The organism is Crocosphaera sp., assembly GCF_030064895.1.
Taxonomy (GTDB): domain Bacteria; phylum Cyanobacteriota; class Cyanobacteriia; order Cyanobacteriales; family Microcystaceae; genus Crocosphaera.
In genome coordinates, this window is sequence record NZ_JASJEB010000072.1 from 1 (window position 1) to 21245 (window position 21245).

Genomic DNA, 21245 nt, shown 5'->3' on the forward strand with positions numbered 1-21245 from the left:
ACCTGGCTTCCCCACTATTAATTTTCCTCCATTCTTAAAAACTAATAAACTTCTCATAGGTTTATTAGGGATGATTTTTTAAAAAAGTCTTTTCATTTTCTTTTTACAAACAGTCTCTAAAAACTAAGTTAAAAATTCTTTCTCTATTGCTATTATTCTTATTAAATAACTCTTTCCATCCAGAATGGGTTTTATCAGGGGATGAGAAAAATACATGAGGTTTCCCATCATAATAGGATAAAAAATATTGAATATCTGACGTTTTTACATTTTTGTTATGTTCTTCGAGTCTCCCTTTTATCTGGTTTTTAATAGACTGATGACGTTTCTTATAATAATCAGATTTTTCATTGTTTTCTGAGTTATTTGGTTCAGAATCTTCATTTTTAAAGTTCAACTTTTTAGGAGTGAAACATTCAATTCCTCTACCGTTTTTAAAGAGATATTGATAAAGTTTTTCAGCAACTGTTTCTGGATCGTCTAATATTTGTAGTTGGTTAGTGCTTGAAATAGCTGATAATTCTTTGATTATTTGTTGTTTCATTTTGTGTTTACTGATTACGTAAAAATTCTGTTAGTATATTAGATTCTACTGGACAATTATTAGAGTCAAAGTAAATTAAATTACCAGAAGATAGATTTGATGAGTGTTGCTCATTCTTTTCTTTTGCTGAGTGTAAATTTAACAGTAAACCTTTTACTTCCCTAAATTCTGTATAATTTTCTACAATCATCTTTAACTTTGCTTTCGTCTTATCCAGTGTCTCTTTTGAAAGGCGATCGCCTGATGGTTTACTCCATGCTTTAACATCGATACAAAAGAGGGTATCCTCTTTAATATAGTATAGATCAAATTTCTCATAAAGTTTGTTATATCTCTTGAAATCTGATAACTGCTCAAAACGGAAGAAAGTTTTAATGTTTTCCCAGTCTTTCCCTTCAAAAATTTTATCTTTAATCCAAGATTCTACAAAATTTTCTGTTAAGGATGGGTATAAAATATCGTAAAAGAAATAGGGACGAGGAATATAACGCTCAAAAATTTCAGGTTTAGGAAGCAATTTATTATAAAATTGATAAATTAAATCAGTAGAAGGATCAAATGAGACTACTTCATCATCACTAAGTGCATTCATTTTAAATTTTTCAGGATATAGTCGTTGTTGATAAGTATAGGGTTTTTCTCCGTTAATACTATCACTGATCATTTGAAATTTTGTACCATTATTGCTTTCTTCTGATGTTAAATAGGGAATAAAATCAGTTTTATTTTCTTTATCATAAAAAAGTGAATTAATAAACTCATTAGGAACTGGTTTGAGTTTTCTTAACTTTTCTAAATACTTCTCTGGATCTTTAAAAACAATGGAATCTCGTAAAGTCTCCCACACTTTTACAATATTAAAAGTGTTTTTATTTTCATGAAATAAGTCTATTTCTTTTAACATTTCGTCTCTAAAATCTTGAAAAGCATCATAAGCATCAATTTCATCATAAACGTGATCGTCGTAATCTTGAATTTTTCGCTTTTTTTCCTCTTCTTTAACCATTAAATACACTTGATGATTATTGACAGAGAATTTATTAATTTCTTTCGGTTCTTTTTTTTCTAAGTAGCTATAAAAACCAAGTAAGTTTCTACGGGTTTCTTCATTAATAAATATTTTGATCACTTGATTAGCAAAGTCTCGTCTCTCTGATCGACCAATTGATTGTAAAATTCCTTTACCTAGTAATATTTGATGTTGTTCTCCTTTAAATTTATTAGCTTCTGGGTTGCTGAGATATTTATTAAAATCTTTTATTTTTTCCTGAGAGTTGCCAAATTTAAGAAGATTTTTCATCAAAGCAAAATGATACAATGTAGTTTCTTTATCAGACTCTTTTGATTTTTTTGTGTAAGAGTTCATTACTGTATAATAGCTATCCATCAATAATACTAAACAATCAAAATCTTTTTCTTGCTTGTCTTTAGTTTTAATAATAGGATTTAATCCTTTAGAAGCTGATTGATATGCAGAGATAAAGAATATTTTTTGATTTTCTTCTTCTACCAGTTCATCTAAATAAGTTTTTTCATTCTCCTTGTTATAGTAATTTTTATTAAAAGATGCTTGATATAGAATAAGTTTAATTTTAATGTCAGTCTTATATCTATTATGTTTTACTTCAACATAATAGATATCGGGATGTTCTTCTGATTCTGCAAAGATAAAGTTAGTCGAGTTACTACTATTGCAATAATTAATTAATTGTCTTATCCACCGTAAACTTTGAGTAAAAGCAATAGTTTCTTGAGTTGAATCATCTTCAAATAGATATAATAAGAAGTGAATAAACCTTTCTAATTCTTGTTTTTTATAACGATGAAATTTACGTTTATCTTCTCCAAAACTATCAATAAATTTATCTGAAATAAGTTCTTTGAATCTTTCAATAACTACTTTTATTTGTTCATTAGGAAAAGATAAGGTTTCTTGATTAAAAAAATTAACTTCAATATCTCTCTTTTCTTGACGGTATTTTCTAATATCTTCACAAAGTTTAATCTCTTGTTTATTCATTACCTTAAAAGCACTTTCCCCAGACTCACCTCGTAATTCATCTTCTAAATATTTGAAGTCGTAACTGGTAGTTAAGTCCCCAGAAATACCACCAGTTGCTGAGATGAGGAAGATAATATTAGAACTATTAGCTAATATAGAATTTAGCTTATGTTCAGGGGATGTAAATATAGCAGTGCTACCAATAGAAATTTCTCTCAGTTCATGATAAATTAACTCTTTATATCGAGAGATCTCTTTAATATTTATGATAGATTTATTACTTTCATAAACATAACTTCGGTTGATGTAAATAGAAGGTTTATTGTCTTTTATAATCTCTTCATCTTCTCGTTTACCCCTAGATATTTGTTCAGACCAAATACTTAAAGAACGAGACTGAGAATCATCAACTTTTAAAACATTTTTTAATATCTTTTTAATCTTTTCAATCTGCGATCGCATCGCTAAAATTGTATATATTAATTCAGCGACAGAGGTGTTATCTGAAGTCTTTTTATCGACAATATGAACATGACCATCATCAGGTTTTTTTAGAAATAAATTGTTGAGACAGTCTATGTTATAAATATAGAGATTATTATATGAAAAAATGTTCATTAAATCATCACTAATTTTGTTATATATTTGTTGAGAAATTAGCAAACTTTTAGCAGTTTTAAATTTTGCTAACACTCTAGATAACATATCAAAATCTAAGGTAATAGGATTGTTTTCATCAGCATAATTAAAAATCTCTATAATATCCTTTAAAGATTGCTCAAAACCTTGATTAATTGTTCGTACCTCTTTTAAATAGTCGAATGAGTTTCCTTCCTCAAGAATTAATCTTTTATAGATAGGAGCATATTCTTTGAGTTGAGGATCAAGAATTTTATTAGTTTGAAAATATTTCTCAAATTGCTCTATTATTCCTTTCTTATTCCCGATAAAGTTTAAGAATTTTCTGTTATTTTTATTTTGAGGGGAAAACAGAAGAGAAAATTCTCTAATGATAGATGAGAGTGCATTATTAATGGCCATCTCTTGAGGAGAAATAATATCAATTTTTTTCTTAAGAATAATTTGATAACCGTCTTCTTGTTCATCAAAAGCAAAGATAAATTTTCTAGAATTTTGTGTTTTAGTAACCGCATATTTATCTAGATAATCACTTTCTTTTTTCCATTTTTCTCCGTTACGCTGAAAATAATTGATCTTGGTTTCAAATTTATCATAAGTAAGCATCAAAATCCCAGATTTTTCTCTTAGAAGATATAGAGGAAAGAATATTTTTATTAACTCAAAACATTCTTGTGACCAACTATCTTCATTAGGATTAGTTTTTATAAGAAAATCCAAAAATTTCTTTATAGACATTTCTAAATCACGCCTAGCTTTTAAAATTTGCTCATCATTAATTTTTTGATCTCCGAAATCAGCTTTTTTGAAATATTCAAGACGGTTAATTATAGCTTTAATAAGATTTAAGTTTTGTTTTTCTACATTAATTTCTTCACTTTGACTTGTCCAAAGATTATCGTCTTCTAAAATTGAAGGTATCCATTTTTTATATGATTTTATCTTATCATCTGTCATTTTCATGTCCAGACCATTTATAGTATAAACAGGAATGTTTGGATATTGCTCTTTAATTGATCTTGGAACCGATAAATGTTCTCTTAATGGTGCCACATAAACACCAATTATTTGAGTATCAGAATGCTCTTGAATTGTTTGAAATATTGCTTGAAAAAGTTGATGAGTTTTTCCCGAACCCGTACCATAATTAATTAGTTTGAGTTGGGAACGATTGTTTGTAAAACTATCTTGAATAATACTAAGATAAGAATCAAGAATTTGATGACGAAATGATTCTAATTGTTGTTCAGAAATATTTTGTGAGTTTTTCATTGTCTATTGAAGAGAGTTAATAAAATGTGTTTTACGAAATTTTTCAATTCCTTATTCTGACTCTTGAAATTGAAAAGTATGATTTTTCTGCACTTTAGGTAACTGTAGAAATAGCGTAATCATTAAAGTTGCCATATAAGCAGTTAATGCTGACCATAATAGATGATTATTCTGCCAATAATAAGACAAAATTGCTAGAGGTAAAAATCCTAGAGAAAATGCCGTTAATACTCCATTTCTCAAGGTGGAACCTTCTTTTAAACCAATAAAATAACCTTCTAACATAAACGCAGTAGCAGTTAAACATAAAAGAGGTAATAACCATAAACTATATTGTATAGCTGTTTCACTAATTTCTGAGTGATCTGTTAAGATTTTAAAGATAGTTTTAGGAAAGAAAAAAGGAATAAATGCAAAGCTTGAAGCAATCAATAAACTATTAATAATAGATACAACTAATAAAGGTAGTATTTGTTCAATGGTTCCCTTTCCTTTAAAATTTCCTGTTAAAGTTTGGGTGGTCATTCCTATTCCCTGAACTGTAAATTGACTCAAAAGAGCAATTTGTAATAATAAACCATTCGCTGCTAAAACTTCTGTTCCTAGTAAGGCACTTAAATTAGTAAAAATAGAATAGGTTGTAATTAGACCTAAAAACCTAATTAAGATGTTTCCTTTTAAAACAATGATTGATTTCAATTCTTCCATGTCTAATATTTTGCTTATCAGTTTTGGAATTCCATTCCATCTAACACTGAATATCATAAAAATAAGAGCAATAAATAAAGCTAAATATTGACTAATAGCTGTAGCTAAACCTGCTCCCATACTCCCCCAAGACCAACGATAAATCATGAGATAATCTAGACCAATATTAGAGAAATTGCCGACAAAAGATAACAAGAAAATTGCTGCTTTCATTTCTCTTCCTAAGAACCAACCAATGAAAACAAAATTCAGTAATACAGCCGGCGCGCCCCAAATTCTAGCATAAAAATAGTTAATTCCTGATACTTCAATTTCGGGAGAACCCGATAATAAAGTAAATCCTATTTTCTCAATAGGATACTGCAAAATAAGAATAATAAAAGCAATGATTAAAGCAATTAAACCACTGCGTAAAATAGCGAGTAATATTCCTTCTTCATCATCCCTTCCCATTGCTTGTGCTGTGATAGCATTGGTTCCGGAACGAATGAACTTTAAAACTCGATATAAATAGTCAAAAAGAATACTTCCCAGAATGACACCTGCTAAGTATGTAATGTCCTCTAAATGTCCTAAAAAAGCAGTGTCACATAACCCTGCTAAGGGAACCATCATGTTAGATAAAACACTCACCGAAGCAAGACGATAAAAACGAGGTAAAAAGCTACGATATTCAACAGGAAGGGAAAAATTCATATAGATAGCTAATTGTCATTTCTGAAGGTAACTAAAAACCATATTATACCTAATTTTTAGTTTAGCTAAGATATTACTGATTGAATTTAGTATAATTGTCATTCTAAGTAAACTAAGAGTGTCATTAACGTCATCATGTTAATAGATAGTCGTATCGGAACAATAATTCTATGAAATTCCAAAATAATTATTAAATTTTAAATCAATGACAACCTATTTTTTTATTTTACGTTATAATCTATTTTAATCTATAAAATTAATCTGAAAAATCGTTTCATTATCCCGTTTATGAACCCTCTTCAAGTCTCAGAAATTGAATACGTTGATGTTATTGTAGTAGGTGGTGGTATTGCTGGAGTATCCATTGCTGAATTTTTAGCCCGTCATAGTAATTTATCCGTTAAACTATTAGAAAAAGCTCCCCAAATAGGTACTTTAGCATCAGGAAAATTAGAAGGATGGTATCATACCGGAGCGTTATATTCCGGTCAAGATGATGCTCAAACATTTATTAATTGTGTCAATGGATTAGAAGATTTAATTAACCTTTATACCCCTTATTTTAAAGAGCAATGTAACGTTAATTTAGTAGAAAAAAATAATAATTTTTTCAGCCCTGCTATTTCTCCTAACTCAAAAGGTTGGTTTAATGACGCACCAGTTTATTTAATTCATCCCCAAGAAGATGCACCAGAAATTCGCTCATCTCGCTTAAAAAGTGATGCTATACAAATAAACATTCAACGGAATAGAGTTTTAGGAAGGTTAGAAGTTGCCTACGGAAAACAACATAATTGGTTAGTTAATAATAAATGTTTAGCACCAACTTATAAACAAGTAGAAAATTACGAAAAGTTAGACTGTTCTTTGAAAAAATCAACAGACATTATTAATAATCTTTGCAATCAATTTGACAAATCTTACAACATGGAGCCTTCTAATTACGACTTTATTAAAACCCTAGATTGTTCCATGCACACCAGCAGAATATTACAAGATTTAGTAGCAAGTTGTTTGAGTAATGGGGTGACATTTGAAACAGGGATTAAAATCGAAAAATTATTAATCGATAGTTATGGTAAACTGAAAATCAAAAGTTTATTATGTGAAACAAAAGAAGGACGTTCAAAACGATTAAAAGCCAAGTTATTTATCTTTGCAGTTGGAGAAGGATTTGAACCTTTTTTAAAGGATTTACAAGTAAGGGCAAAATTAAAGAGAAGTCGCAGCGCAATGGTAGTCGCCTATCCTGCTTTAGTGGATACTAATTTTGTAAGAATGTCAACTAAAAACCGTTTTCATTTTAATCATTTTGTCCAACAAAGAGAACTAGGAAATGAAAAATATATTTACTCTTTATTAGCTGATTCTGGTTATGCTAATGATGATAGTAATGATGGAGTAGATATAGAACCTATTTTAGAGTCAGCAGAACGTTATTTTGGCAAAGAAAAGTTATATAGTCGTCAACTATATAGTTACGAATGTGTTAAAACCGAATTTATTAGTCAAGAGGAACAAAAACGACGTTATAGTTATTGGATTGAATCTGATGAAGACAGTAACTATCTATGTGTTTTACCAGGTAAGTTTTCCTTCTTTCCTACCGTTGCTTATCAAGCATATCAGCGCATTAAAACCTTACTGGATTTTGAAGAAAATCAGCCAAAATCTCCGTTTCAATCTAATCTAAAGATTGAAACTCAAGCAAATCAATTAGTAGCTGAATCTCATCCTATGCAGATTTTTCTAGCTAATTAGAAGTGATTAAATACATCCAAAAATGATTAACTACATTAATAAGATTGTCATGACTAAACTGAAATTTGCCTTACTAGGTTGAAAAACCATCTATAATTTGTTTTATTTTAGTAATAGGTACGTCTTGCTGATCAGATTTTCAATAAATAGTTACTAAAATAATCTTGTTTGAAGTCTTAAGATAATAAATAAAGTGATAACCTCCACTTTTACCCTTTTGGTTATCTATTTTTTACTCTAACTTTAAGAAATGCGAAAGAGATTCCTCGTACCTCGGAATGACAATTAATCTATTGTTAAAGAGATTATTAGTTCCCTCGGAATGATAATTATTTTGTTTGAAAAGGATTTTGAACCATTTGTTTATCAACTTTTTGGGTTAATTTATCCAATTCCATCACTTCTCCTTCACTCAGTCGCCAACCCATTGCCCCTAAATTTTGTTCCATTTGTTGACAATTTTTTGCCCCAGGAATAGGAATAAACCCTTTACAAATACACCAATTAATAGCAACCTGTGCCATCGTTTTTTCTCTCAAGTTCGCAATTTCTTCTAACCCCTGTAATAAAGGACGAATTTTCGGCAACATTTGCTTAAAAAATACACCCCTAAAACCCTTGGGAACCTGACCATTTTCTTGATACTTTCCTGTTAATAATCCTAAAGCCAAAGGACTATAAGCAATTAATTTTATCCCTAATTCATCACACACCTCTTTAACCCCTAATTCTGTCACAGGGTAAGTAGATAATAATGAATATTGTATCTGTAAAGTTGCGATGGGGATGTTCCTTTCAGTAAACCTTTTAATTATTTGTTTGATTCGTTGCGGACCATAATTCGATAAACCAACCCCTTTCACTAAACCCTGTTCGTACAAGTCCCCTAACCCATCCAACAAAGGCCATTCTTGCCAAGGAAAATAATTAGCCGTTGGCCAGTGCATTTGAACTAAATCAATATTCCTGCCTAAGCGTTGCGCCGAAGCTTTTCCAGCGTTTACCATAGACTGACGAGTCCATCGCCAAGGATAAGCAGCTAATTTAGTGGCCAGACAAATTTTATCTTGATTCGGTCCTTGATAAGCTTGGCTAAATTGTCCTAATAAGGTTTCGCTGCGTCCCTGGAGTTTTCCCGTACCGTAAGAGTCTCCCGTATCAAATAAGGTGACACCACGACTCACAGCTAAGTTAAACACTTGCTGCAACCCCTCATCCATCTTTTGCTCATAACCCCACAATAAACGATTTCCCCACGCCCAAGTACCACATCCCATGGGAGACAAGGAAAGAGAAGAATTAACATCAATGAAAGTTTCTGGATGGTTATCTAGGTTTTGAGGGGGTTGTGTTGTCATTATTAGCAATTTACTATTAATTAGTGAGATAAATCACATTCTTTGAATAACACCCTCACAGTCTCCATAGCAAGAATAAGTCATAATTATTAACGAATCTGAAGTAAAAACAAATGGAGTAGCTACGATGATAAACTTATCTGAGCGAGAAATGAGGCAGAAATTTTTACAGTGTAATTATTCTATTTTATCTAGTTGTTTCTGGCATTTTCGCCAACAAAAAGGCGAAGGTTTATTACTGGTTATTGTTGACGAATACGAAGACACTCTTAAACTCGAATACGAAACCGACTTATCTGACTTATTTTCTGAGAGAACATTAAAGAAAAAGATTTATCCTAAAATTAATACCTATAATTACAATCAAGAATTATTAGTCGGTTTTCAACTGAAGTCAGAACGAGCAATTAACGCTGATAACTGTATTTTGCATTCAGTAGGTTCCAGCAATTTTCCTGTTAAAATGGCTGCTGAAGTTGCTAAAATCTTATTCCAAAATCTTCAAGCTGAAGAAGAATTCTGTGCAGCTTAAACTGGATTTATAATAGATAATCGATAATGTAAATTTATCTCTCCCTAAAAGAGGAAAGTCTTGAAACAAATAAAATTTGTATCTTTCTTCTTTAAAGGAGAGGTTTTTGGTGGAATTAATTAATTGTCATTTCATTTATCATTTAACATTTATCATTTATCATTCGTTTGGAAGTAGGCTTGAAACTAAAATGTTCAATGTGCGGAATGCACTGCCGCTTTCCACCTCGAATTCAATTCGAGGTGGGTCGGCAGTTCAATGTTCAATGTTTGGTCAATTAACGACGAGGGTTAGAAGCTTCTATCAGAAAATGTTCTCCATCTTTTTCATATACGAGAACTCGCTCACCTCTAGCTAATGAACTACTGGGATGATGAAATTTTAGTTTAGTGTTATCTGATAATTCTACAAAAATAATACTCCCATAAGCACCAGAAACAACCCCTGTAATTGTACCAACTTCATACTCAGACTGTCTCGCTATATTTTCAGAATTAGAATTTGTTTGTGGAGAATTGTGTTTAATGGGTTCTGCTGGAGTTATTTTCGCAACAGAAACTAAGGCAAAAATTGAAATTATGCCAAATAAAAATCTGTTCATTTAATTATGTCCTCTATGAGTAAATAAACGAGGTTGTTGCAAAATTTGACAACCTCTATTATGAGTATTTTTTCCTTTCCTTCAATTTAGAAGTTATCATCAATCTAAGCTATAAAAAGAAAATAAAATTTATCCTTCTTTAACACCAGTAGGGGCTTAATAATATTAAGCCCCTAGAAAATTATTAATGATTAATTTATTTTTATCCTATCTTCAACGGTTCTCGCAGTAAACGAATATATAGATGTTTGAAGGTAGAACGAATCACCCGAGGTAGTCCAAAATCAATGGGGGTTTTGTGTTTAGGTAACTGCCAATCATTAACTTCTAACTCACTGGGATGGCAGAGGGGAAATTCTATGTCTGCAATATTGCTGGTTAACCCTAAGCGTTTTTGAGCAACGTAGGTGGGAATAGATGAAGGATATACCTTTAAGAGTTCGATCATGGCGCAATCTAAGGCAAAAACGTCCGCAGAAGCCCCTAAAATGCCCAATTCTCTTGGTTCTCCATTACTCGGACCATTTCCCTCATGACCGATAATACCATCCATAATGGTTAAATTTGGAGCGATTGCTTTGGCCGTCTCCACCAACATTTCTCCAAAACGGTTGGCATCTTTTCCAGCTTCCATGTGCCACCAAGCTTTCATTTTACCAGGGACACAACCAAACAAGTTTTTCACTCCCAAGGTTAGGGTTAACTGAACATGGGATTTAACTTTGGGCAGGTTAATAACAACATCCGCATCCATCGCTTCTTTAGATAGACGCAAATGATTAAAATTATTGCTATCGTGGCTGTAACGCTTGCCTTGAAATTCTACCACTTCTAAGCCTAATTCTTCTATTATCTCCCCGTAACCGTTGGCCAAGGCAACACCACGGGCCGAACCAAAAGCGGGACTATCTCCTAAAAAGGGTGTTCCTCCTGCTTCTTTGACCAACTGTGCAACACAATAGACCATTTCTCGACGGGTTACACATTCTTTGGTAGGACGACTTGCGGTTAATAAATTGGGTTTTAATAACACTTTTTGACTGGGTTTAACAAAGGATTTAATTCCTCCTAATGGTTCTAAAAGTTGTTCTAAAGATGTTTTTAGTAAAGGGCGGTGGTAGGAATGGGCTGATAATAAACTGACGCTAGACATAATGATGGTTATTAAATGATTAAAAACAGAGATTTTGAAGACTTAGTATTTAAAAAGCGGATGAATATAGACACTTCAATATTTTATCAATAGCTTCCTTAAATTGACTAGCTGCACCTGCGGTTAAATCACGGGGAACACAAACACGATTTCTGATATAAGAAAGGGAAACTGCACCAATAACCGCTATTTCGTTATTTTTCATCAGTTGCTCATCTGCTAAAGGAATAGGATAATTTTGTAGCAATTGATTGGCTAAAAATCGCATATATAAGTTAATATATTCTTCAACCTGTTCTAAATTTTCATCAGTAATCCAGCTTTTAATACCAGAATTTTTTAGAATATCTTGAACAACATTTTCATGGTTATCACTTAATTTTGCTGCTGCTTCTAGCCTATCTTGTTGACTATTATTTTCTTGCTCATCTTCCATAACTTGAAGTTCTTGACTAAGAGGTTCAAGTTTAAATACATTTTTCATTACTAAATTATGAGTGCGAGCATCGGATTTTATCCTTTGATAATTTGGTCGTTTATTCATCGCTTTTAGCCAACGATTAAGCAAAGGATACTTTTCATTCCCCAATAAATGATAACCCCGAAATGTAGGTAAATTAGCTGCTAATCTTTCTATGGAGGGAATATACATAATATCCACTAAACCAAAGTCTCTCATAAAGTAATCACTAGGATACTTTTCCAGAGCTTTTTCTAGTTGATTAAGCTGCGTTTCAAAATTTTCTTGAAGTTCAGCGATTAACTCTTTTTCTGATAAGTCTTCTATTGTTGAATTGAGAGGTTTACCCAAGAGAAATTGATAACCTGCTCTGGAAAAATTTCCTTTTTCGCAAGCTTCAATCATTTCTAAAGCAATTTCTTTTTCTTGTTTGTCTTCAGGTAATAAGCCATGTTTGGTAAAATTTTCTTCTAAGCTTAAAAGAATTGATTTTGATTCATAAACTAATTCTCCGTCAATTTTTACCGCAGGAACTAAACCAGTGGGAACTAAATCAGTGTACCATTTTGGCTTGTTTCTTAAATCAATTAATTCTACTTCAAAAGGAATTTGTTTTTCTTCTAATGCTAACCATACTCTTTCACAAAAAGGACACCAAGCATTGGTATCACGGTATAATAAAACTTGTGGTTTTCCCTCGTAGCTATGACAATTAAAATAACTAGATATAGCAACATTAGAAGGGGTTTGCCCTGCTCTAATTTCCCATTTTACATTCGTCTTGTTTTTAGATTTTTCTAATAGTTCTTCCCAAGGCGGAATTACTGATTGATTTGACATGGTTAATTACCTCATAAATTGTCTCTAATCGTAACACATTCTTCTAGACTGTGTAACAATTAAATATATGATAATTACTCTTGTTATTTTTATAACTTATTTCGGAAACTTTTCAACTTTTCTTCTACAGATTCATGGGTATATTCATCATCAGGATGAGGGGGTTGTCCTGGAGATTGAAAATAGGGGCGTTCATCATACATTTTTCCCCATTGAAAGTCTACTTGCCTTACCAATTCATAGAGTAATTCAGAATTGTCTAAAATTTTATCTAACATTTGTTTTAAGGCTTGTAAAGGACTGTCTAAATTCTTACTAACTTCTGCTTCGTCTGTGCTAATCCAGGTTTGTAAAACTGCTTGTAATGCCCCCGATGAATCTTGTAAATTGATGGCAATAAAGGTATTAATTTCTGTAGTAGCTTGTACTAATTTAGGGACAGGAGATTCACCTTTTAAAAAGTCCCCTCCTTCTCTACCTATGGCTTCAGCTAAAGAAAATTTACGCCCTGCTAAAATTTCTCGTTGAATCGCCTCATTTTTTGCTTTTTTTTGTTTATCTTCCATATTAGTGACCATTAATAACTTTGCCTCTTTCACAATAACAAGCTTTAGATATTAATGCGCTACAAAGGTTAAGTTTCGTTGAACTCTGCTTTAATTCCCTTAAACCATAGCCTATGATTGACCTTGAGGGGACAAATTATTTTGATAGCAGTGCAAGGAGACTGAATTTAGATGCCACAACAAGATTGGTTGATTCAAGATGAGGGCCAATGTTTATCATTCCCTTCCCCTCGGCAGTGGGACTTATTAACTACAACTACACCCTATCGACTACATCGCTTTTTGACTGAGTTAGACGATGTTATTAACGAAGCAGAAATCAGCCAACAACCAGAAACGGAGTACCTTCCTATTCTACGTCGTTTGACACGCAAGTTAGTGCTTAATGTTTATTGGATAAGTCAAAATATTCCTACACCTTCCTCCCAAACAGGAACAGGGTTCACTTTACTCTACGATGAACTAGGCTTCCCTTTTACAGTACAAACCGAAATTATGGCACCAGGAACTACCACCACCATTCATAATCATGGTACTTGGGGAGTGGTTGCTACTTTGCAAGGACAACAGAAAAATACTTTCTGGAAGCTTTCTCCCACAAGGAAATATCCCCAAAATATTGAAAAGGTTGGTGAGCAAGTCTTTCAAACTGGGGATATTATTAGTTTCACAACGGATGCCATTCATTGCGTTGAAGCGATAGGTGATGAACCCACTGTGACTTTGAATCTATACGGGGAGACAAATGCTTTGAAACGCTTTAAGTTTGACCCTGAGACTCACAAAGCCTATCACTTTTAGCTTAAGTCTTGTGAGCTTTTTCTGGTATTCGCGAAGCAATAGAACTTACCTAACGAGTGTATTCCTCAGTGGTTAGGTTGTTCAGTCTATCAATGAGTAGGGGAATGGCTATGATACTCAGCTTTAAAACCCAAGGGGCGCATATTAGCGTTAACAGGGCAGAGAGTAGGGCAACACATCCCATAGACACTTTGACGACATCTTCTTGTAAGTTAACACTCAAAAAAGCTGATACTGATGCAATTACTAAAGTGATTAAAGAAATAATAAGCATTGTTATGTTACAACCTAATTTGGATCGGCAGTTGAAGCGTTCCTTCGGCTATATACTTACAGCCTACTTCCGTCTCTTCACTGTGTTTATTTAGGCCAATGTAGAGATGAACGATAAAGCTATTTGCATTCCTTAATAGTACACAATTTTTAACATCAGTGTCAACTACTAAACAAAATTTTTAAGATTTACTAAGATTTCAGTGGTAACTCTCTTGTCTTAAAATTCCATCTGGGGCTTGGTAATCTCAAAAGAGGGTAGACTATGCCTATCTCTATAGTGTGGAGTTTGTCTGCTCGGCAAACCCTGCATCCATAAGGCCATAATTAACAAAGCGACTGTCATCAAGACTTCCCAAAATAAGACAGGATGAGATGGAGTCGATGCTTTCTTAGGAGAAGAGGAATTAATAGTTTTCCAGTAATCTTCTTGATGACTCGGTGTTTGAGGAGTCCAGGAAGAAATGTTCTCTTTCCTTAGAGAGGTTTGATTGACAGTTATAATTCGTGATTTTTGTTGCTTTCCATCTTTTTTATGGTCTTGAAGAGGTTTTTCCTGCTTTTCAGACTTATAAACAAGCGACTGCTTCAAATTAGGTATATTTTGTCCGTGATTCATCGGGTTTTTTCCTAGTCAACTGCAAATTGGGACAGCAACACCCATAGGTTCACGGCTTACCATAGGAGTATACGCTATCTTCGAGAGACATCAGTAATTATCTTAAATTTCTCACACCCACTACAGATAACCACTAATGTCTGTAGTGTTTATTGTTCTTTCAACCCCTGTCTTTCAGGACGGGATTTTATTAAGAGATTTAATATCTACTATATCCGGTATGCCTCATATTTCCAAATTCACAACCTAAGTTTAGAATCTTAGGCAAAATTATTGAGACTAAAGATAACCATGTTCTGCTAAAAAAGTCAAGTTAACTTCATCTAAGGATTGCTCAGATTTGAATTGTTTTCCTAGCAATTTTGCTACATATTTGCCTAAAATATCCCCTTCAATATTAACTAAGTCTCCGTTTTTGAGATAACAAAGATTTGTTTGACTATAGCTGTGGGGAATGACAGCAGCTTTAAACCAAGTTCCCTCAGCATCGCATTCGGCCACTGTCAAACTAATACCATTAACGGCCACACTCCCTTTGGGTATCAAATAGGGTTGAATAAAGTTCTCCCATTGTTGCCATCGCGACGAGGGGGCAGTAAAGGTGATTTCCCAAGCCTTGTCAGTGGAGATCGCTTCTTGTAAACATCCTAACCCATCCACATGGCCGGTGACAAAATGCCCCCCCAGTTTACTGCCAACTCGCAAAGAGGGTTCTAAGTTAACATAACTAGCATTGGCAATTTTTTGGCTGAGGGTTGTTCTTTGTAGGGTTTCTGGGGAAGCAGTGGCTACAAACCCATCGCTGACTATTTCTTCTACGGTTAAACAAACCCCATCAACCGCCACACTGTCCCCAATGGCCAAATCTGATAAAATGGGGGAGGAGTGTCCATCGGGAATCGAAAGGGTAAAGCGATCAGATTCGAGGGGACGGATAATACCAAGACCTTGAACTAAACCAGTAAACATTAACTAAGCTTTCCTTAATAACATCTCCCCTTTGTTATAGACAGACATCTTAATCTATTTTTTGGGGCATACTGTGAGTATAGCCTATTATTTAATTAAACCTGATTCATACAGGATCAAGTTATTAACATTAAAATGGTCAGTGTTTGCCATCCCAATAATTGTTTTTTAAACAGAGATTCTAGAGGATAAGTCAATGATTGAAATGAAAGTGGCAGGAATAGCTTTAGATGCAGTTAGTCGTAGTCCCATTGTTTTGTTAAAAGATGGTTCTGAACGTCGTGCTTTACCTATTTATATTGGACAAGATCAAGCTAAGTCTATTATTGGGGCGATCGAAAATCAAAAACCGCCTCGACCTTTGACCCATGATTTAATTGCTAATTTATTTGAAGCTTGGGAAATGTCTTTGGAGAAAATTATTATTCATTCTCTACAGGATAATACGTTTTATGCTATCCTTTGTATGAAACAGGGCAAAACAACAAAGGAAATTGATTGTCGTCCTAGCGATGCTATTGCTATTGCTTTACGTACTAATAGTTCTATCTGGGTTATGGAAGAAGTTATTGCTGATGCGTCTATTCCTGTTGATAGGGAAGCTGATGAAGAAGAACGTCAGGCTTTTCGAGATTTTGTGGAAAAGTTAAGTCCTGAAGAGTTGATTAAACGGGCAAGACTTGAAAAAAATGATGAACAATAATAATTGGTAATGTAGAATTTAGTATGAGTGACAATGCGATATCGGCGTTTTGGTAAAACGGATTTGAATTTGTCTATTTTTTCTTTGGGAACCATGCGCTGTTTAGCATCAGAGGCAGTTTTTAATGAGACTTTAGAAAGGGCTATCTCTTTGGGTATAAATCATCTGGAAACGGCCAGAGGATATGGCAAAAGTGAACAGTTTTTAGGTCGTTTTTTACAAGAACAAAGATTTGTTTCTCGAGACAAAGTTTATATTACAACTAAGTTAACTCCAACCCCTGATGCTGAGAAAATGGGTCAGTGGATTGATGAATCTTTACAACGGTTACAATTAGATTATATTGATTGTGTTGCTATTCATGGCCTCAATACTTGGGAACATCTGCAATGGATAACAAAACCGAATGGCTGTTTTTTGTCCCTAAAACGGGCGTTAGATGAAGGTAAGATACTTAACCTGGGTTTTTCCACTCACGGCAGCTTAGAGGTTATTCTAGCAGCCATAGAGACGAATTTATTTGATTTTGTCAACCTCCATTATTACTATTTTTTTCAACGCAATGAGCCTGCTATCACGTTAGCGTCTGAAAAGGACATGGGAATTTTTATTATTTCTCCTGGGGATAAGGGGGGTTTACTATACACACCTTCTGCTCTACTCGAGGAGTTATGCTTGCCTTTTTCACCCTTGGCTTTAACCTATCGCTTTCTACTGAGCGATGACCGTGTTACAACTTTAAGCACTGGGGCATCCCATCCTCGAGAATTCGATCAAATGTTATCACTATTTGAGCAAAATAACAAGTTAAGTCCCGAAGAAAGTCAGAAATTAAAGCAACTAGAAGAGCATTTAAACAGGGTTTTAAATACGGATAAATGTAGTCAATGTTATCAATGTTTACCTTGTCCTGAATCTATTAATATTCCTGAAATTTTGCGCCTAAGAAATTTAACAATTGCTTATGATTTGAAAAACTATGGGCAATATCGTTATGGAATGTTAGAAAATACTGGACATTGGTTTCCTGGTAACAAGGGAAATCGTTGTACAGACTGTGGTGAATGTTTACCTCGTTGTCCTGAAAATTTGGAGATTCCCAAGTTATTAAAAGATGCTCATAGTAGATTAAAGGGGACTTCTCGAAGACGCTTATGGGAATAATATATTAAACTACAGAGAATGGTCAACATAAGCTATTTAAGACTTTCTCATGTCATCGTCAAGGGATCACTCTAACTCCATCTTTATTCAAATAACTCGAGAAAACGCTATTTCTGAAATATTAGAAGGATGGCAATATTGGCTAGACTTAGGCTTAATTTCTGAGGACGGTGTACCAGCTAAACTTGTGGGTGGTAATGATTCGTTTAAAGTTAATTTTAAAACTACCCTAACAATAACAAATATAATTCAACAATTACGACTTTTAGAAGAGGTTGATTCTTTTAATGAGGGAAAAAAGATTACTCTTAGTATTAAGATTTCTGCTTCTGACCCCCTACTTTTGCAAGGTTTAGATCGTTGGATACAATTGGGTTTATTAACGGATAAGCAGATTAAAGATATTGCCAGACAAGATTTGAGTTTTCCTGTTGTTATCATTCCTCGTAAAACTGAAACTTTGACTCCTGTTAATCCTCCTCCAACTTCATCTTTACCTATCCCGAAATCTCAGACATCAAACAGTCCTAAGCAACGTCAAAAAGCTACAAATTCTACTCCTAATTCTCAAGTTCCAAACAGTCCTAAACAACGTCAAAAAGCTACAAATTCTCCTCCTGATTCTCAGGATATGAGGGTTCGTAAAAAAACTAGAAGAACACCAAAAATTACACAAATAGTTCAATCTTTAATGGCAGAATTAAGTGTTATTTGGTTACTGTTGTTAGGGGTGTTTATGGTGGTAGTTTCTTCGGGGGTAATAGCAGCTAGTTGGTGGGAAAAATTTCCTGCTGTTTTACAATATGGAATCCTTTGGTTATATACATTAGGGTTTGGGTTTGCTAGTTGGTGGACAGGAAAAAAAGCTAATTTACAATTAACAACTCAAGGGTTACGTATTGTCACTTTATTATTAGTTCCTATTAATTTCTTGGCCATGGATACTTTTCCCCTTTGGGATAGTTTGTTAGGATTAGTCATAATGTTGGTGGGAAGTTTATCTTTAACTATCTTAACAGTTAATTGTTTTAAGAATCAAAACCGCTCTACTTCTAATTTTTTGCCTTTCTTGAATCACTTAGGTTTAACTTATTTACAGTGGGGATGGACATTCCCAGTAATTCCTTTATTGGCCACTTATATTGGGGTTATTGGAACAACAATTATTACTTTAATTTCTCCTAAAAATAGTTCTAGAAATAATCACAAATTTTTGCCATTTAGTTTAAGCGAAGGAATTATTATTTATGCGTTAATTATTGTCTTAGTTAGGGCTATTTTTATTGCTCAAGTTAATCCTTTTCAACTAAGTTTAGCCATAGGTTTATGTGGTTGGTTAATGGGTTGGCGATCGCCTCCAAAAACTGGTTGGAAATTGATAGGAAGTGGTTTATTAACTCTGGGGTGGTTATTATCGGTTTTTGTGATTCCTAGTCAAGCGATCGCTATTAGTTTATTAGCAATTATTTGGTTAGGAAGAAGGTTAAAATATTCTGGGTCAAGACGAGATTTTTTTATTATTTTTCTGATTGGTTTACAAATCCATTGGTTATTGCTTCGGGTGGCTATTTTTCAACCTATATGGAGTAATATTATTGATTTTACTAACACCAGTAATCAATCTTTTGTGTTGAGTAGTATTATTCTTTTTCCTTATTTATTTATTATTGTATTAGTGCGACATTGGTGGCTAAAAAAAAGCAAAATAAAACTATATAATTTTAGTGGCGAATTGCTTTTCTTATTTGGCTTTATTTTAACAGCTATTAGCTTAATTAATCCTTTAGTTAGAACTGTTAACTTAACATTATCAACTTTAACATTAGCTTACGAAACAAGACATAAACTAAGAAATAATCGACCTTTTTTGCTTAAACCTTTAGCTTTAATAACTCCTATTAGTTTACTGTTAACTTTAACCTCTGGAATTAATTATTATTTCCCTGAACTTCCTATTAATATTTGGTCTTTAATTTTCTTAGGGTTAATGATTATTGAAGTTTTAGTATCTTTAATTACCTTTCCAGAAGAATCTTTACTGCAATTATTTAATAATAATTCTTGGAATATTGGACTATCCCTAGCTACATTATCCTATGTTATACTTTGGTTTTACTTACCATTGAATTCTGTTTTTTGGGGTTTAATTTGGTTGATTGTTCCCTCGTTATTAACAGCGATCGCTACTTGGTATTTACCTCGGAAAAAACAAGCAAGTGAATTAAGTGTTATTGCTATTTGTCTGCTGCAAGCACTAACAATTTATTTTCCAGAAACCCAACTAATAGGATTAGTAACTGGAACAGTTTTAATGATCATAAATACTCAATATTTACGACATTTATACTCAGTTATTATAACTGTTGGACTAGGGTTAACAGCAATTTTATCCTATCTATATATTTTGGGTTTATCTCCCTCTATTTTATTACTTTCAGGAGTAATAATAACTCTTATTTTGTGGTTTATTCGTCATGTTTTGCATGATAATACATCAGATTTAACTGTTACTTATGCTCAAACTTTTGATAGTTATGCCTATATTTTGTCCACGATAATTTTAACTAGATTAATTGATGTTTCTTTGGTTCATACTTCAACAACTAATACTTTAATTTCTTCTATTCTTTTGATGGGAAGTGTTGCTTATCGTAGTTGGCAACCTTTGATAAGAAACAATAGGATACCGTTATTATATAGTATAGTAATCTTAGCTGTTGTGCCTATTCCTGCTTTATCATTGCCATTATGGGGATGGATAGAATTAGGAATTGCTACTATTTTGATGATGGTACAAACACAGATTTTTAAACAAGTCGATTTAGCATTTATTAGTATTGGTTTTATATTAGAATTTATAGTCGTTATTTTAGAAGATAATGGTTTAAAGTATGGAGAACAATTTTGGATATATTGGTCACTATTAGCAGCAGTTATTACTATCTTATTTTGGATTATTTATAATGCTCTTAATTATTTTCAAGTCCATAGTATTGATTATTACAAAAAAGCATTGAATTTATGGTCAATAAGTTTATGTACGATTACGGTTGGGACTATTACTGTTGGTAGATTGACAAGTGATTATCTGTTGAATAACGATTTAATTTTGCTGATTACTATTAATTTATTGATGATAGGGGCAGCTTACCGTAGTTGGCAAAAACCACAAAAAAATAGCTTATTATGGTTCAGTATTGTTATTACTTTAATTCTACAACTTTCTAATCCTAATCTTTTAATACCTAAAAATATAACCCCAGTAAATGGAACTATATTGCTGTTTATTAATAGTTATTTTTTGCCTCATTTTTCAACAGCATTTATAACAATGGGAATGGCTATATTTTCTCATTCTCTTATTGTTTTAACACTTACAGAAATTCTTAAATTACCGACTATTCCTATCTGGATACTAACCGAGAGTTTAACCTTAACTTTGTTCTGGTTAATTTGGAGTTATTTAAAGCAAAAGACTCAACCATTAGCTACTATTTATGCAAAAGCAGTTGATACCTGGGGATTCATTATATCTGGGGTTCTTTTAGTCGCTGTTTCTATTGACAGATTAACCACTTATTCTT

At 33.0% G+C, this 21245-nt stretch carries 17 protein-coding genes and 1 riboswitch; of the genes, 6 read left to right on the forward strand and 11 right to left on the reverse strand.

All coding sequences use genetic code 11. The features are described from left to right. Positions 1-103: 103 nt before the first annotated feature. The 3 genes from QNJ66_RS15905 to gntT are packed head-to-tail and all read right to left on the reverse strand — an operon-like array spanning position 104 to position 5861. On the reverse strand, positions 104-544 hold the full coding sequence (locus QNJ66_RS15905) for a hypothetical protein (RefSeq protein WP_300508599.1): 441 nt from the start codon (positions 542-544) through the stop codon (positions 104-106). 7 nt (positions 545-551) lie between these two features. Beyond that, a complete protein-coding gene (locus tag QNJ66_RS15910; protein WP_300508601.1) occupies positions 552-4457 on the reverse strand; it encodes a DEAD/DEAH box helicase family protein in 3906 nt (1301 codons plus the stop codon). Between the two features lie 51 nt (positions 4458-4508). Next, positions 4509-5861: a guanitoxin biosynthesis MATE family efflux transporter GntT gene (gene gntT, locus QNJ66_RS15915; protein ID WP_300508603.1), complete on the reverse strand. Its 1353-nt coding sequence runs from the start codon at positions 5859-5861 to the stop codon at positions 4509-4511. Between the two features lie 288 nt (positions 5862-6149). Here gntT and QNJ66_RS15920 point away from each other — a divergent pair, with 288 nt between their 5' ends. Continuing rightward, a complete protein-coding gene (locus QNJ66_RS15920) occupies positions 6150-7622 on the forward strand; it encodes an FAD-dependent oxidoreductase (RefSeq protein WP_300508604.1) in 1473 nt (490 codons plus the stop codon). A 329-nt stretch (positions 7623-7951) separates the two neighbouring features. Here QNJ66_RS15920 and QNJ66_RS15925 read toward each other — a convergent pair whose 3' ends face one another. After that, positions 7952-8980 carry an aldo/keto reductase gene (locus QNJ66_RS15925; protein WP_300508606.1) on the reverse strand — a complete coding sequence of 343 codons (1029 nt, stop codon included), beginning with the start codon at positions 8978-8980 and terminating at the stop codon, positions 7952-7954. 127 nt (positions 8981-9107) lie between these two features. Here QNJ66_RS15925 and QNJ66_RS15930 point away from each other — a divergent pair, with 127 nt between their 5' ends. After that, complete coding sequence (locus QNJ66_RS15930) at positions 9108-9512, forward strand: hypothetical protein (protein ID WP_300508608.1); 405 nt, start codon at positions 9108-9110, stop codon at positions 9510-9512. 277 nt (positions 9513-9789) lie between these two features. Here the strand turns inward: QNJ66_RS15930 and QNJ66_RS15935 are convergent, their stop codons facing one another. The 4 genes from QNJ66_RS15935 to QNJ66_RS15950 all read right to left on the reverse strand — a co-directional run bounded on the left by QNJ66_RS15935 (position 9790) and on the right by QNJ66_RS15950 (position 13132). Continuing rightward, positions 9790-10113 carry a hypothetical protein gene (locus tag QNJ66_RS15935; RefSeq protein WP_300508610.1) on the reverse strand — a complete coding sequence of 108 codons (324 nt, stop codon included), beginning with the start codon at positions 10111-10113 and terminating at the stop codon, positions 9790-9792. A gap of 202 nt (positions 10114-10315) precedes the next feature. After that, positions 10316-11266 (reverse strand): DUF362 domain-containing protein, encoded by a 951-nt coding sequence (locus tag QNJ66_RS15940; protein ID WP_300508612.1) that lies wholly within the window; start codon positions 11264-11266, stop codon positions 10316-10318. 49 nt (positions 11267-11315) lie between these two features. Next, positions 11316-12566, reverse strand: a complete 1251-nt coding sequence (locus tag QNJ66_RS15945) for a glutathione S-transferase family protein (protein WP_300508614.1) — start codon at positions 12564-12566, stop codon at positions 11316-11318. 89 nt (positions 12567-12655) lie between these two features. Further along, a complete protein-coding gene (locus QNJ66_RS15950; RefSeq protein WP_300508630.1) occupies positions 12656-13132 on the reverse strand; it encodes a hypothetical protein in 477 nt (158 codons plus the stop codon). 171 nt (positions 13133-13303) lie between these two features. Here QNJ66_RS15950 and QNJ66_RS15955 point away from each other — a divergent pair, with 171 nt between their 5' ends. Further along, complete coding sequence (locus tag QNJ66_RS15955; RefSeq protein WP_300508616.1) at positions 13304-13933, forward strand: cupin; 630 nt, start codon at positions 13304-13306, stop codon at positions 13931-13933. Positions 13934-13982: 49 nt separating this feature from the next. Here the strand turns inward: QNJ66_RS15955 and QNJ66_RS15960 are convergent, their stop codons facing one another. The 3 genes from QNJ66_RS15960 to QNJ66_RS15970 form a co-directional block, all read right to left on the reverse strand. After that, a complete protein-coding gene (locus tag QNJ66_RS15960) occupies positions 13983-14207 on the reverse strand; it encodes a riboflavin synthase subunit alpha (RefSeq protein ID WP_300508618.1) in 225 nt (74 codons plus the stop codon). Between the two features lie 33 nt (positions 14208-14240). Further along, a riboswitch (Glutamine riboswitch) is annotated at positions 14241-14322 on the reverse strand. 104 nt (positions 14323-14426) lie between these two features. Next, a complete protein-coding gene (locus tag QNJ66_RS15965; protein ID WP_300508620.1) occupies positions 14427-14825 on the reverse strand; it encodes a hypothetical protein in 399 nt (132 codons plus the stop codon). A 279-nt stretch (positions 14826-15104) separates the two neighbouring features. Beyond that, positions 15105-15794 carry a riboflavin synthase gene (locus QNJ66_RS15970; RefSeq protein ID WP_300508622.1) on the reverse strand — a complete coding sequence of 230 codons (690 nt, stop codon included), beginning with the start codon at positions 15792-15794 and terminating at the stop codon, positions 15105-15107. Between the two features lie 196 nt (positions 15795-15990). On the opposite strand from QNJ66_RS15970, the gene QNJ66_RS15975 reads away from it, so the two are divergent. The 3 genes from QNJ66_RS15975 to QNJ66_RS15985 form a co-directional block, all read left to right on the forward strand. Further along, positions 15991-16497, forward strand: a complete 507-nt coding sequence (locus QNJ66_RS15975) for a bifunctional nuclease family protein (RefSeq protein WP_300508624.1) — start codon at positions 15991-15993, stop codon at positions 16495-16497. Positions 16498-16530: 33 nt separating this feature from the next. Further along, positions 16531-17661, forward strand: a complete 1131-nt coding sequence (locus tag QNJ66_RS15980; protein WP_300508626.1) for an aldo/keto reductase — start codon at positions 16531-16533, stop codon at positions 17659-17661. A 49-nt stretch (positions 17662-17710) separates the two neighbouring features. Next, positions 17711-21245, forward strand: a 3535-nt coding sequence (locus QNJ66_RS15985; protein ID WP_300508628.1) for a hypothetical protein, incomplete at its 3' end; no start/stop codon positions are given.